The 14,318-nt window shown below is 33.8% G+C and carries 9 protein-coding genes; 2 read left to right on the top strand and 7 right to left on the bottom strand.

Features of this window, described 5'->3' with window-relative positions:
- Positions 1 to 162: 162 nt before the first annotated feature.
- The 3 genes from CCE28_RS12995 to CCE28_RS12985 form a co-directional block, all read right to left on the bottom strand.
- The gene (locus CCE28_RS12995) at positions 163 to 2,325 is read right to left on the bottom strand and encodes a right-handed parallel beta-helix repeat-containing protein (RefSeq protein WP_095134160.1); all 2,163 of its coding nucleotides are present in this window, start codon (positions 2,323 to 2,325) and stop codon (positions 163 to 165) included.
- 230 nt (positions 2,326 to 2,555) lie between these two features.
- Positions 2,556 to 4,346 carry a sensor histidine kinase gene (locus tag CCE28_RS12990; protein ID WP_095134159.1) on the bottom strand — a complete coding sequence of 597 codons (1,791 nt, stop codon included), beginning with the start codon at positions 4,344 to 4,346 and terminating at the stop codon, positions 2,556 to 2,558.
- A 4-nt stretch (positions 4,347 to 4,350) separates the two neighbouring features.
- A complete protein-coding gene (locus CCE28_RS12985; RefSeq protein WP_095134158.1) occupies positions 4,351 to 5,019 on the bottom strand; it encodes a response regulator transcription factor in 669 nt (222 codons plus the stop codon).
- 533 nt (positions 5,020 to 5,552) lie between these two features.
- Here CCE28_RS12985 and CCE28_RS12980 point away from each other — a divergent pair.
- Both CCE28_RS12980 and CCE28_RS12975 read left to right on the top strand, forming a co-directional pair.
- The gene (locus tag CCE28_RS12980) at positions 5,553 to 6,326 is read left to right on the top strand and encodes a threonine/serine exporter family protein (protein WP_176461819.1); all 774 of its coding nucleotides are present in this window, start codon (positions 5,553 to 5,555) and stop codon (positions 6,324 to 6,326) included.
- Positions 6,326 to 6,784, top strand: coding sequence for a threonine/serine exporter family protein (locus CCE28_RS12975; RefSeq protein ID WP_095134156.1), 459 nt, complete (start codon positions 6,326 to 6,328; stop codon positions 6,782 to 6,784). Before CCE28_RS12980 ends, CCE28_RS12975 begins: the two co-directional genes overlap by 1 nt.
- 154 nt (positions 6,785 to 6,938) lie before the next feature.
- Here CCE28_RS12975 and CCE28_RS22290 read toward each other — a convergent pair whose 3' ends face one another.
- The 4 genes from CCE28_RS22290 to CCE28_RS12955 form a co-directional block, all read right to left on the bottom strand.
- Entirely contained in the window at positions 6,939 to 8,465 is a 1,527-nt protein-coding gene (locus tag CCE28_RS22290) for an anti-sigma factor domain-containing protein (RefSeq protein ID WP_095134155.1), read from the bottom strand.
- Positions 8,462 to 9,175 carry a sigma factor gene (locus tag CCE28_RS12965; RefSeq protein ID WP_095134154.1) on the bottom strand — a complete coding sequence of 238 codons (714 nt, stop codon included), beginning with the start codon at positions 9,173 to 9,175 and terminating at the stop codon, positions 8,462 to 8,464. Before CCE28_RS12965 ends, CCE28_RS22290 begins: the two co-directional genes overlap by 4 nt.
- A 66-nt stretch (positions 9,176 to 9,241) precedes the next feature.
- Positions 9,242 to 10,600: a hypothetical protein gene (locus CCE28_RS22285; RefSeq protein ID WP_176461818.1), complete on the bottom strand. Its 1,359-nt coding sequence runs from the start codon at positions 10,598 to 10,600 to the stop codon at positions 9,242 to 9,244.
- Positions 10,601 to 11,072: 472 nt separating this feature from the next.
- On the bottom strand, positions 11,073 to 14,141 hold the full coding sequence (locus CCE28_RS12955) for a DUF4489 domain-containing protein (RefSeq protein ID WP_095134153.1): 3,069 nt from the start codon (positions 14,139 to 14,141) through the stop codon (positions 11,073 to 11,075).
- Positions 14,142 to 14,318 lie beyond the last annotated feature (177 nt).

The following is a 14,318-nucleotide window of genomic DNA, read 5'->3' as shown; positions in this document are numbered from 1 at the left end:
ATAATTAATACTATATACTTACTTAAACAATATAAACATGGCTATTTATTTTGTTTTAACCTATAGTTAAATATTTTCTTTATCCATAGGAAAAACGCTACAAGTCTTTTATAAGTGACTTGCAGCGTTTTTCCTGTGTTTTACATATAGGAGTCTTTTTTATTAGTATTCCTCTATCATATGATTGTAAATTTCTTGCTGTTGTTTTTTTGTTATTCCTGGTATGGAGCTACTTAGTCTCTTTATAATCCTATTATACGTTGTACTACTCAAGCCATCGTCATCATCATGCTCTCTATCATCCAGAATTATGTTGTCATAAACTTTCGTCAAGTTTAATGTCACTGGATAATCCTCGTCTTCAGCAAATCCAGGATTTATATAGTTTTCCACAAAATCATAGTTTGCTTCAACCTTATAGAACACATTAGATGATACATCCCCTTCACCATACCATAGAGGAATAAAAATAGGCCAAAACAGGGATTCTGAATAGGCAAAAATGTTCTCTTGAATAACTAGGTCTCCAAGGAAGCCATCAGCAAATATCAAGTATTGATTTCTTGAGATTTCCTCACCTTGAGGCCATACCATACCTTCTGAAGGTGACATATGCATATTGACAAAGTTATTGCCAACAATACGATTTGCACCACCAATACCCTGGGCAGTAATATAGATAATCCCATCTGCACTCAGCACATTATAGAAGGTATTTTCTTCTATTGTATTACCTCTATTGAAACGGTAATACTGAGCGATTTCTTCATCAAAAGTCATTTCGTTTCCTACCAGTTCACTGCCATCCCTATTGATTCTTGTTGTATCAGATTCCTTCATCTCAAACCATCTTGCTAAGGACCATGCCTGCTCCCTTAACGGAGTCTCTTTGGTGAAACTTCTGCTTCTGGGTGCGGACAGCAAAATAGCTTTTTCAGGAATATCGTGTATGATATTACCTGAGATTGTATTGTACCCACTGTTCCAAATGACAATTGCAGGAGCATCCCACTTGATCATACCAATGTGATGAATCTCATTGTTCTTGATAATATTATCTCTGTTATCATCTTTTACCCCAATACCATATCCACCAAAATGTATAGCTTCACATCCAAGATATGAGAAGTTATTATCTATAACCTGGTTATTTTTAGCATAGAGGTCATAACGAACCCCCACACCTCCGCTCTTAGTGAAATTACATTCAGTAACAAGTGAATTATCTACGCCCCTGAATCTTAGCAACGCATTTCCTTTATCAAGCATTGCCCAGTCATGTTGCGCACCTGCGTCATTTTTTTCCCAGTTTGGACGATTACCATTTGTAAATGTAATGCCCTTTATGGTTATATCCTTTATTGGCTTTTCTAATGATGTCATAGGATCAACATCACTACCTTCTATTCTTATCAACTCATCTAACAAAGGAATTGATACCTGAAAGTCTTCCCTAGCAGGCCATATATACAGTTTGTTTTCAAAAGAATTAATCACCCATTTGTTTGGATTGTCAACTCCCTCTATTACATTCTCAAGCCAAGCAGCTTTTTCTTCTCCAAACTCATATGCAACTAGTTTATACGTACCGGCAACTTCTGTAAGCAATAGCTTGTCTATGATTTTCTTTACTGGCAACAGGTTCGTATTCCAGTCTGACGAGTATATCCTCATCAGAAGGTCTTTTTCATAGTTAGTATCAGCATATTTATCTATAGAAACATTGAAATATGCTACTTGTTTTTCGGATGATGGTAGCCACATTTCCGCTTCGATTGAAAGTTTCCTTTCATTTCTGTGAGTCACAAGATTAGAAGACAAGTCTACTCTGCCTCGATCGACCCAATGGCTGTATTTATCTACGATATTCTCAACATCATTCATTTCTTCAGGAATTTCAGCCACCCTAATGTGCTCTCTTTGATCACTGGTCAGTGATTCCCATATGTGATCTGTCTTATTCAATTTTCGAAAGTTTTCAAGTTTCATACCCGATGTGAACACAGGTGTTTCTCCAGGATAAGCACTAAGATGTACATTATTCCCATATGTTTCAAGGTCAATAACTAATGTCTCAGTAAAATAATAGTCACCACCCCTGAATACAATTGATTTTCTTCCTGAAAATTGCTTCATCTCTTCAAGTGCTCTATGTGCTGTTTTAAATGGGTCTTCAATAGTACCTTGTCCGTCATCATTGCCATTTGGCGCTACATAAACGAGCTTTTCTGTTTCTTGTTCCTCTGCAAAAGTAGATGCTTGAAATATAAGCAAAAACAATGCAATACATAATATCAGGGTAATCCATTTCTTTTCTTCCATCATATTTTTATAGACACCTCCTAGTTTAGTAAAATCCTATGCAATTAACCATTACTCTATCTTCTTACTCATTTTAAACTCTTTATGTATCCATCCTGTATCCATTTTAATATAATATGAAAGTTTCATTGTTGTTATATTACTAATGGATGCTTAGCAATAAATTTCATAAAAAAGACCATAGCCATAACTTTTAGCCATAGTCTTAAACATAGATTTTAGTTATCCTACTTTCAATCCTTTAATTTTAGGGAAAAATAAAACTCAATGCCATTATTTATTCTTTTTACACCATAATCTGCTTCATGTAACTCTAGAATATTCTTCACTATTGTGAGACCAAGTCCACTTCCACCCAATTCTCTATTTCTTGACTTTTCTACTCTATAAAACCTCTCCCAAATTTTATTTAAATCTTCTTCATCAATTAAAACACCATAATTTCTAATAGAAATATATAGCTTCTTATTTTCAATTTTTGTTTCAATTTCAATTCTTTGATTATTTGGCGAATATCTAATACCATTACTTAAAAGGTTGGTCATTGCTTGTTCAATTTTCTTTACGTCTCCAAGAACAGTTTTGTCTTCAACATTAATTTCAATATCCATTTCTTTATCTCTTAGCTGTTTCTCAAATTTATCTATTAGTCTTTTAATTAATGGCTTAATTTCAAATTCACTAAGATTTAGTTTATAGCTACCTGTTTTAAGTTTTGACAACTCAATTGTCTCAAGTACAAGGCCGTTAAGTTTATGAATCTCATCTGAAATTACGTCTATATAATATTCAGGCTCTTTTTCATAAACTCCATCCCTTATAATCTCTAAAAAACCAGACATTATCCCAAGTGGTGTCTTAAATTCATGTGATAAACCAGTAAGTAAATTTCTCATACGTTCTTCATTCTCTGCTTTTTTTATTGCTTCAATGGCTAATTCATTGTTTGAATCTTCTAATCGCTCAATTGTGGTAGACAGATTATTAGATATATTGTTAAGACTACTAGAAAGAATATTCAACTCATCATTTGAACATACGTGGGACTTTTTAGTAAAATCGAGCTCTGATATACCTTTTGCCACATCTATAAGTCTAATAAGTGGGTATGTTATCCACTTTGAATAAAAATAGACAAGTATTAAGGCTAAGGCTATTTGAATCGCAAAAATATAATAATAGTACCCATTTAAAATTTGAAATGCATCACGAATGTTTTCAAGTGTAAATAATGAATATACATATTCTGAAGTACCATTAATGCCCTCAATTTTATTGACTAATACAACGGTTAATAAACCAGAATACTCTTCAACATACTCATACCCGCCTTTTTCAAAAATATTGTTAGCAAAAATATTATTCTCAATCATTCTTTTTTTAACTTCATTCCACAATCTTTCCTGCTGATAGCTTAATATTCCCCTATCTCTAATAATAAAATTTCTTTTAATTATTACTCCGCTTATTTCTGTAATTATAGAGGTATTTTTTTTATATAACTCCTTCCAGGTTTCATATCCCTCATCATTTATTACTGATTTATCTTCGCCTCTTATTTCTAATGTTTCTAAGAAGTTTGTCCCTTTAATGCTTAAACATTCTACTTCTATCTCTTCACCAATATTAAATATGTTATTATCATTCCTAAACTTTCCCTCTTCATCAATCAAGAAATCTACTATTACATTAATATGCTTTCCGTCATCTGTCCTTAAAGTCAAATAATTAAAAGTTTCAAAATAACAATTATTTAATATTTCATTATTGATATTTAAAATAATGATTGAAGCGCCACTTTCCTCTTCGTAGTCTTTCGCCAAATCATTCAATTCTAACTTTGACCAATTTGATTCTTCATAGGCGTTAAGAAACCCATCGAAAGTTCTCTCAACCTTTGATAGTTTCATGTTAAAATATATATCTTCAAGAAAAAAGTTATGTAGTACTAGTTGAATAAACAGTATTATCACAAACATACCTACAATTGTTAAAAATATTTTCTTCACAATACTATTAAACATATTCTTACACCTCAAATTTGTAACCAACAGAAATTACTGTCTTAATTGTTTTCGCATAATTTTCTAATTTACTTCTTAACTTTCTAATGTGGTTGTCAACTACTCTAGTTCCTCCCTCAAAATCATATCCCCAAACCTGCTCTAAAATTTTACTACGTGAGAGTGCCATTCCTCTATTTACTATGAGATATTCCAATAGTTCAAATTCTTTTGGTGCAAGTTTAACTTGCCTCTCATTTATCCAAACTTCTCTGCCATGAAGATTTATTCTAAGCTCACCATATACTATGACTTTTTTGGCAGTTTCTTCATTTAATCTTTGAAGAAGTCTTTTAATTTTTGCTATAAGTACCTTTATTTTAAAGGGTTTTGTAACATAATCATCTGCCCCAAGTTCATAACCTTTAATTTGCTCCATTTCTTTTTCTATAGCTGTTAGTATAATAATTGGTACCTTGGACTTCTCTCTAATTCTTTTACAAACCTCAAAACCATCCAATTTAGGCATCATAATATCAAGAATTATGAGATCAATTTTCTCTATTTCAAACTTTTTCATGGCGGTTTCACCTGTATGGGCCTCAACTACTTTATATCCTTCATTTCTTAGATATAAGCTAACAAATTCACGCATTCTACTTTCATCTTCAACAACTAGTATACTATTTTGCATATAGTCACCCCTTCTGCATCTTAAGTGTTTAATGTATTAATGCACTATTACAATTTTATCATTACAACTTATTTATCAAAAGAAAAAACTTCAATATGAAAACTAGTGGATTTCTAAACAAAAAACTCCATATATATTTTTTTCATCTTATAATTAATAAGATTAGGCAAGCTTTGAACTATACTAATCCCTTGATTTTACTGCAAATATTTTTACTGCAATTTTACTGCAGATATGTTAATATATAATAGATTAATTCATAACCAATGCCCAAGTCTTAGACATAAAATAACTAATTATCAGCTTTTATCATCTAAGAGATTATATGGACCGGGTTTAACTTATAAATAAAGCAATTTTTACTGGAGTTTTACTACAAGAAGATAAAACACCTCTGATATTTAATTTAGAGGTGTCTTTTATTTGAATAATATATTTAATTTTGTATAATTCTAGACTAATGGGTTTTAAAAGTTAGTCGTTGGACGTTTGAGATTTTGACTGATAATGTCAAAGGAATAAGGAGTGACATGATGACTATAACAGAAAAAAAAGGCATACTAAGAATAGCTCTTTACGCTGGAGAAATAATGCTTAAAAACGGAGCAGAGATATATAGAGTTGAAGACACTATAATCAGAATATGTACATCAAAGAATCTAAACCATGTAAATGCATTTGTAACACCAACAGGAATATTTGTATCAGATGATAGGATGGATGGTATAAGTTTTATCAAGAGAATTAAAAATAGAAGTTTAAATCTTCATAAAGTGTCCATGGTAAATAATTTTTCAAGAGGTTATGTAAATTCTACCATGGGAATATCCCAGGCCCTAACTCAATTAAAAAAAATAGATGAATCAGATAAATATCCTCTCCCTGTAAGAGTTTTTTTTACGGGAGTTATAGGTGGCTTTTTTTCACTTATGTTTGGAGGTCAATTTCTAGATTTTATATCTGCGTCTATCATATCTATGGTATCCATATTTATAGCAGATCAAATAGATAAGATAAGTGATACTTCTTTTTTCCCAACAATTATAGCATCATCTACTATAGGGCTACTTGGTATATTATTTACTTTAATTGGCATCGGTAAAAGTCTTGATATGATAATAGTTGGATCTCTTATGCCTCTAGTTCCTGGAGTAGCATTTACAAATGGTCTAAGGGATTTTATATCAGGCGATTTAATAGCAGGCCTTACAAAAATATTTGAGGCAATATTTATAGCTATATGTATAGCCGTTGGAATAGGTATAGTATTCCAACTATGGGTTAGCTGGTTTGGAGGTGCATTCTAATGAGCTTATATCTTCACTTTATCTACTCATTTTTAGCAACATTGGGTTTTTGTATATTTTTTAATGTTCCTAAAAAGGATCTTTTATATGGATCTATTACTGGAAGTATTGGTTGGACATTATACACTTATTTAAATGGTATAAGTAATTCAGCTTCTTTATCAAGCTTTATATCAGCTACTATAATAGCTTTACTAGGAGAAGTATTTGCGAGGATAAATAGAAAACCCGTTACAGTATTCATAATACCAGGAATTGTTCCTCTAGTTCCAGGTTATGGTATGTATTTGACTATGCTAGACATTATAAATAATGATTTTAACAGTGCTGCTAAGACTGGTAGTGATACCATATTTGTAGCTGGATCAATAGCAATAGGGGTAATATTAGTTTCATCTACTGCAAAACTATTTAAGAAAATTCGTTCAGTTGCTAAAATGTCCCCTACTCAAAAATAGTTGATTAACTATTTCAACAAATTACTCATGATTTAAATAGGTCGTAGCACTGCTACGACCTATTCTTCATCTAAAGCTGAGAATTCTCCTAAATCAAGCTTATAAACTTATAGTCAAACTATAACTTCTTTTCGTTTCATCCCTAAATTAGTTATTAATTCTCTGATTCTTCATCTTCCATCTCTTCATCCTCTTCGTAGGATTCATCTAGTTCTTCGTCTTCCATCACTTCGTCTTCTTCGTCGAATTCATCTAGTTCTTCATCTTCCATCTCCTCATCCTCTTCGTGGGATTCTTCTATCTCTTCATCTTCCATTTCCTCATCCTCTTCGTAGGATTCTTCTATCTCTTCATCTTCCATTTCCTCATCCTCTTCGTGGGATTCTTCTATCTCTTCATTTTCTATCTCCTCATCCTCTTCATAGGATTCATCTATTTCTTCATCTTCCATCTCCTCATCTTCCTCATAGGATTCATCTATTTCTTCATTTTCTATCTCCTCATCTTCTTCATAGAATTCATCTATTTCTTCATCTTCCATCTCCTCATTCTCTTCGTAGGATTCGTCTAGGTCTTCCTCTTCCAATTCTATCATTCGATATCGAGTTTCTATTTCCTCATCTTCCCAATCTTCGTCCTCTTCATAGGATTCATTTAGTTCTTCATCTTCTTCCAATTCTATTATTCGGTATAAGGCTTCTATTGCCTCATGAATTTCTTGAAACTCTGAATCCTTATTCATGAGTTTATTTTCCATTATATCAATATGATCAACCAAATCTTCCATTCTTTCAAAATCATCACTATTTAATACATCCTTTACTTGCTCCACTGTATTTTTAATATGCTCAATGTCTTCTTTCATCTCCTTGAGTTCCTGTAAATCTTCTCCATCTATAATTTTGATATCCTCATCTGTCTCCAAGTCATCTTTAATCTCTTCTTCCTTTATAAGGTCAGATACTCTACCTTCTATAATGGCTCTTTTATCAATCTTATTATCACTCATTTCAAGTAATCGGTATTTACCCACACTAAGTTTCTGTTCTTCTGCCTCTTTAAGGTCCTCCTCATCGGCTTCAATAAATATAACCTTTGTATTTTCATAAACCTTATTTTTTTCCATGGCTAAATAAACACCATCTGCTACAGCCTTTTGTAAAGGTTCATCATCATCATTCTTTAAATCAACTGTTGATACTAAAAGGGCATTATCTGATGCCAATGCATAACCCGACTCTTCAACGTCAGATAAAAGTTCCGACACAACAATCGATAAGGGTTCACCAACCAATTTCGAATCCAAAATCTCTTTACTTTCCTCATTCATTGCATTAATTTCAATAACATTATACGCCTCATCGATTCCCAGTTCAAAACTAGGATTAATGTCAATGCTAACCATTGCATACAGAGGTCTAGGGCCTCTAACAAATGGATTATTTATGATTACTGCAATTGCCATGCATGCCACCAATGCTACCACAAGTTTCAAATAATTTGGCACACTTGAACCCTTTTCATATTCTTCATCTAAAGATATGATGTCCTCATCAAATATAAAGATTTTTTGTCCAATTCGCATGCCTTCTCTGAATTTTACTCTAAGAAAATCGGAGTCATCCGTTGCGATGAGGGCATAATCTTTATTCAGTTTCAAAACCATACCACGTCTCATCATGATGTACACCTCTTTCTACCTGGATAAATCCATTCTTTCAAAAGGACTAAGTTCTTCGTTAAAATAACCACGGTGGCTATTATGAATTTCTTGCTTCGCTTTACTATTTTCTTAGTAGTTCTAAATCTAAGTATGACCTTGGCCATTGGCAGTTTATATTTTTCATACATACGGTCAACAATTTCATCATCATCACTTATTTTTTCAGACAAATCAATTGCATTATTCCTCGTATCCACATGCTTCGGTAATTCATCCACCAACTGCTCTAAATCAAATCCAAATTTCTTTATTATGTACTCCCATGTTTTAACTTCAAGTGCCACATCATTTTCCAAATTTGAATCAATAATTCCAATTTGATCCCCATGGACCTCTGTCATCTGATCAAATGAAATGGCTTTGTTTCTGCTACGTTCTTTATTTATCATATCTTTAATCCTACTGGTAATGACCAGTCTGGCAAAACTTAAGAATGTAGCACCACGGTCTGGATTATATTTTGACATAGCTTCATCAAATGCCATAAGTCCAACGCTCAGTTCTTCACTGTTTTCTACTTCTACATATCGCCCGGTAACTTGGGTTATCGTGTGCACTATGAATGGTAAGTGATCCTCAATCACTCTACTTTTGTACTCTTTTTCCTCTTCAGGGTGGGCACGTATGTATTCAATTATTTCTTCTGGTTTTTCCATTGTCACTGTCATTTGAACCCCTCCAGTAAGAATTGGGATGCCAAATAGCACCCCATATGTACTCACATCTAGTCAGTATTACTCTTCATCGTCTTCGTCATCATAGTCATCTTCAAAGTCTTCATCGTCTTCGTCATCCCAGTTATCTTCAAAGTCTTCATCATCTTCGCCATCCCAGTCGCCTTCAAAGTCTTCATCGTCTTCGTCATCCCTGTCATCTTCAAAGTCTTCATCATCTTCGTCATCCCAGTCATCTTCTAAGTCTTCATCATCTTCGTCATCCCAGTCATCTTCTAAGTCTTCATCATCTTCGTCATCCCAGTCATCTTCTAAGTCTTCATCATCTTCGTCATCCCAGTCATCTTCTAAGTCTTCATCATCTTCGTCATCCCAGTCATCTTCTAAGTCTTCATCATCTTCGTCATCCCAGTCATCTTCTAAGTCTTCATCATCTTCGTCATCCCAGTCATCTTCTAAGTCTTCATCATCTTCGTCATCCCAGTCATCTTCTAAGTCTTCATCATCTTCGTCATCCCAGTCATCTTCTAAGTCTTCATCATCTTCGTCATCCCAGTCATCTTCAAAGTCTTCGTCGTCTTCCTCATCCCAGTCGCCTTCAAAGTCTTCGTCGTCTTCTTCATCCCAGCCATCTTCGAATTCTTTATCCATTTCATCTAATACTTCATAGGCCCCTTCTAGCTTCTCTTTGATACTTTCAACTTCTTCTTTGCTAAGTCCCTTGTTTTCAAGCTCTAGAAATATGGTCTCTAATGCTTCAATACTTTCCTTCATTTCATCTTCATCTAAGTCGCCTTCAAAGTCTTCATCCTCTTCCTCATCCCAGTCGCCTTCAAAACCTTCATCGTCCCAATCATCTTCGAATTCTTTATCCATTTCATCTAATACTTCATAGGCCCCTTCTAGCTTGTCTTTAATACTTTCAGTTTCTTCCTTGCTAAGTTCCTTGTTTTCAAGTTCTTTATCCAGTTCAGCAATTTTCTCTAAAAATTCTTCTCTTCCTTCAATTCTTTCATTTTTCACCTTTTCTTCCAGATCCAAAAGTATTGTCTCTAATGATTCAATACTTTCCTTCATTTCATCTTCATCTAAGTCGCCTGAGAGAATCATCACGAAACCGGCTTTCAATTTTTCTGCAAGGTCATTCATAAGTTCCTTGTCAGCCTCATCCTCCAAAGCATCATACAAGTGTAGACCTTCGTTGATAAGCATACCCAATTCTTCATGCAGATTTATTTCCTCCACAACTTCCTTCTCTGGCTTTTCCCACGTCTCATCAGAATAGACCTCACTTGTTACAGTTAGATTTCTTCCCTTTATAACTTTGTTTTCTGCCTTTTTCTGTATCCCGTCTGCATACACAGGAGCTCCTGTTGTCATTATCATGATACTTAACATTAATGCTAAAAATTTTTTCATACATCTCATCCTTCCTTCGATTTATACTACTATATACGACCCACCTATTTTTTTTAGGGCCCCTTTTGGATGAGAAATAAAAAAAAATTTTAGATTAAATAAATTTTTTCTTTGTTTATTCTACAACTATTAAAAAACTTGTTAAACTCTAAGTATAATTAACTTGCTTATTCATTTTAACATGCATAAACTTCTTTCTTCTTTACTAATATAAATCGACACAATCTGAGCCTATGTTAATACCTAATTTTTTTATCTCATAAAATTAAACACTTTTATTTCATAGTCTAATTTGATTTACATTAGCCCAATACAAATTATTTTATATTTCAAGCTTATATGGTGATAGAAAAAAGTAGCTATCAGATAAAATAATTTATCAATCAGCTACTTTTCTTTTAAAATTTAAGCGGTTGTCTCTGTGTTAATTTTGTTATTATCAATTTCTTAATTCTATATTTTAGTCATTCTACTATTTTCCCTGAGCTAGTGCAGCTATTCTAGCGTTACTAACTGTTGCTGTAAGTTCTGCTGATATACGAATAGGTGTAACGATTACAAGGTAATCACAGCACCCAGGACAGGTTATGCAATCACAAAATGTAAAATTAAATATGTTTGTAGTTCTATCAAAAAATGAGATACCTATTCTCTCCGATACCCAAATGCCTAGTGATGTAGGTTCCTTATTATCACATACTCTAAACAATTCATATCGTAACCTACCATCACCTGAACCCTCAAAACTTACGATACTTGAAAACTCAATATTCACCATAGGATTGCATAAACAGGTGATATCTATGTTAACATGGGCTAATTGAAAGGCTGGATCATTTGCTGAAGTAAAGGTTCTACTTCCAGTGCCCTCACCACATTCTAATACTATTTTTTTAGCTGTAGGATACTTTGGAACACAATGAATGTAGTCACTTTTTCCATTAAAAATTCTACAATCATCATAATTTCCTGATGTTTGGACAAGAGCAACCATTCTTGCATTGTCCACTACTATATCTGCTCCAACTATGTCTATATTTATTTCAAGAGGTGTAACTGTAACGAAATACTCACAACAACCTGATGGGACTTCACATTCACAAAAGGTAAAGTCGAAGACCTTATTTAGTTCTATAAACTCATTAACATCTGTTCTTTCAAAGTTCCAAATACCACGTGATAAGGGTTCTCCATCACCACAGACCCTAAATAATTCAAATTGTAAACGGATGTCATCCACACCATCATCAACTTTAATCATGCTCGAAAACTCTATCAAAGCTTTAGGTTTAGTTAAATATGTTGTATCAATGGTAACATGGGCTATTTCAACTGGTGGATCTAGCTCAATCAAAGATTCAGTGTCTCTTCTAAAAACCACGCTTCCATTTCCTTGACCACATTCAAGTAATATATCTTTTTTTGAGTGAAAATTTTTATGCTCGTTTTCTGCAGAGGCCCATAAAGGTTGAGATAATGCTGCCATTCTTCCATTGCTGACTGTTGCTGTAGCATTGTCAATTTCAATGGGTGTAACTGTTACAAAATATTCACAGCAACCTGGGCAAGCGATACGGTCGCAAAAGATAAAACTAAAGGATTCTTCTTGACGATCAAAAGCTCCTGACCTAACATTAACTTCATCAAATATCCAAGTTCCTAAGGATTTTGGTTCTTCATCCTCACATACTCTGAACAAGTCGTATTGAAGTCGAACAGTTCCAGGCTCTTGGGATGATGTGGATAGGTTAAGCATACATACAATACTAGAGAACTTTATTAAGACTTCAGGTTTATCTAAGCAAATGGTATCTAGGGTGACATGGGCTAATTGGAAGCTTGCTTCATCAGATGATGTGAAAGTTTTACTGCCAGTCCCATCACCACATTCAAGTAGTACTTTTTTCATTTTAGTAGGTTTAGGTTTCCAGTTAGTGCAGTTGACTGGTGATTTATAGTGATTATTTTTCACCCACCCCTTATTATTATATCTTTCCTGAGCCAATGCAGCCATTCTACCATTACTAACCGTTGCCGTAACAGAACCTTCTGTTATTTGAATAGGTGTAACGGTTACAAAGTAATCACAGCAGCCAGGACAGGTTATGCAATCGCAAAAAGTAAAATTAAATATATTTGTGGACTTCCCTAGCTCTCCCGAAGTTCTTAGTATTCTCTCCGATACCCATACACCTAGTGATATAGGTCTTTTATTATCACAGACTCTTAGCAACTCATACCTTAGTCGTGCATCTGAGAAATTTATTAAGCTATCAAAACTTACAATACTTGAAAACTCAATATTCACCATTGGCTTACATAAAGAAGTCGTATCAATGGTAACCTTGGCTAATTGAAAGGCTGGCTCATTTGATGAAGTAAAGGTTCTACTTCCAGTACCTTCACCACATTCTAATACTATTTTTTTAGCTATAGGATGCTTTGGTACACAATCTATGCAGTTATCTTTTCTATTAATTGTTATACAATCATCCAAGCCCCTTGATGATTGGGCAAGTGCAACCATTCTAGCATTGTCCACTACTACATCGGCTGAATTACCGGATATATCTATTTTAAGAGGTGTAACCTTCACAAAGTATTCTAAGCACCCCCTGGGAACTTCACATTCACAAAAAGTAAAGTCGAAGACTTTCTCTAATTCCACACTTGCAGAAACGTCTGTTCTTTCAAATGTCCAAATGCCACGAGATACGGCCTCTCCATCACCACAGACTCTAAACAATTCAAATTGTAAACGGATATCCTCCACTAGCCTATCAATCTTAATCATACTCGAAAACTCTATTAAAACTTTAGCTTTACTTAAACAAGCTGTGTCTAGGGTAACATGTGCTATTTGGAATGGTGGTTCTACCTCACTCTCTTCTCTAAGAATTACACTTCCATTTCCCTCACCACATTCAATCAATATGTCTTTAGGCTTAGGGTGTTTCCCTATAAATTTAGTGCTATGATGCTTTGAGTCAAAAATTTTATCATATTTCTCTAAAGAGTCGCATAAAGATTGAGATAATGCTGCCATTCTTCCATTGCTAATTGTAGCTGTAGCCCCATCTATTTCAATAGGTGTAACTGCAACAAAATAGTCTGAACATCCTAGACAAGTAATACAATCGCAAAAGATAAAGCTAAAGGCTTCTTCTTGTACTTCAAATGTGTCAACAGTAACATCAGTTTCCTCAAACATCCAAATTCCTAAAGATTTTGGTTCTTTATGGTCACATACTTTAAATAACTCGTATTTTAATCTAACTGTTGCTCCATCAATAAGTCTCTCCATCTTGACCAGACTAGAAAACTTTATTAAAATTTGAGATTCATCTAAACAGGTGGTATCTAAGGTAACATGGGCTAACTGGAAGGGCACCTCATTGGATGATGCAAAAGTTCTACTTCCAGTGCCCTCTCCACATTCTAATAATATTTTTCGAGGTTTAGAGTGCTTTAGTTTGCATTTAGCTAAATTCCTATCTAGCTCACAAGCTTTGTAGTCTTGATAGGTATGATTATAAGTCACTTATATACCTCCTCTAAATACTTTTTATATTATAGGATTAAATTTCTACTTTTTATATACTCTATTTCCACTATATTATATGTAGCTTCAATAAATCAGTGACTTATTGCTTACAAATTCATCTGTTATTTCTCAATTTTATTTAACGTAAAAAGTGTGCCCTTCCTTTTTAGTAAT

This window comes from Anaeromicrobium sediminis, from assembly GCF_002270055.1.
Taxonomy (GTDB): Bacteria; Bacillota; Clostridia; order Peptostreptococcales; family Thermotaleaceae; genus Anaeromicrobium; species Anaeromicrobium sediminis.
The sequence above is the reverse complement of the archived record's forward strand: the minus strand, read 5'-3'. Positions and strand labels throughout refer to the sequence as shown.

Coding starts and splice junctions, on each gene's coding strand:
- CCE28_RS22285 (WP_176461818.1), bottom strand. CDS start 10,600: ATGAAAAAATTTTTAGCATTAATGTTAAGTATCATGATAATGACAACA.
- CCE28_RS12995 (WP_095134160.1), bottom strand. CDS start 2,325: ATGATGGAAGAAAAGAAATGGATTACCCTGATATTATGTATTGCATTG.
- CCE28_RS12965 (WP_095134154.1), bottom strand. CDS start 9,175: ATGACAGTGACAATGGAAAAACCAGAAGAAATAATTGAATACATACGT.
- CCE28_RS12990 (WP_095134159.1), bottom strand. CDS start 4,346: ATGTTTAATAGTATTGTGAAGAAAATATTTTTAACAATTGTAGGTATG.
- CCE28_RS12975 (WP_095134156.1), top strand. CDS start 6,326: ATGAGCTTATATCTTCACTTTATCTACTCATTTTTAGCAACATTGGGT.
- CCE28_RS12985 (WP_095134158.1), bottom strand. CDS start 5,019: ATGCAAAATAGTATACTAGTTGTTGAAGATGAAAGTAGAATGCGTGAA.
- CCE28_RS22290 (WP_095134155.1), bottom strand. CDS start 8,465: ATGATGAGACGTGGTATGGTTTTGAAACTGAATAAAGATTATGCCCTC.
- CCE28_RS12980 (WP_176461819.1), top strand. CDS start 5,553: ATGACTATAACAGAAAAAAAAGGCATACTAAGAATAGCTCTTTACGCT.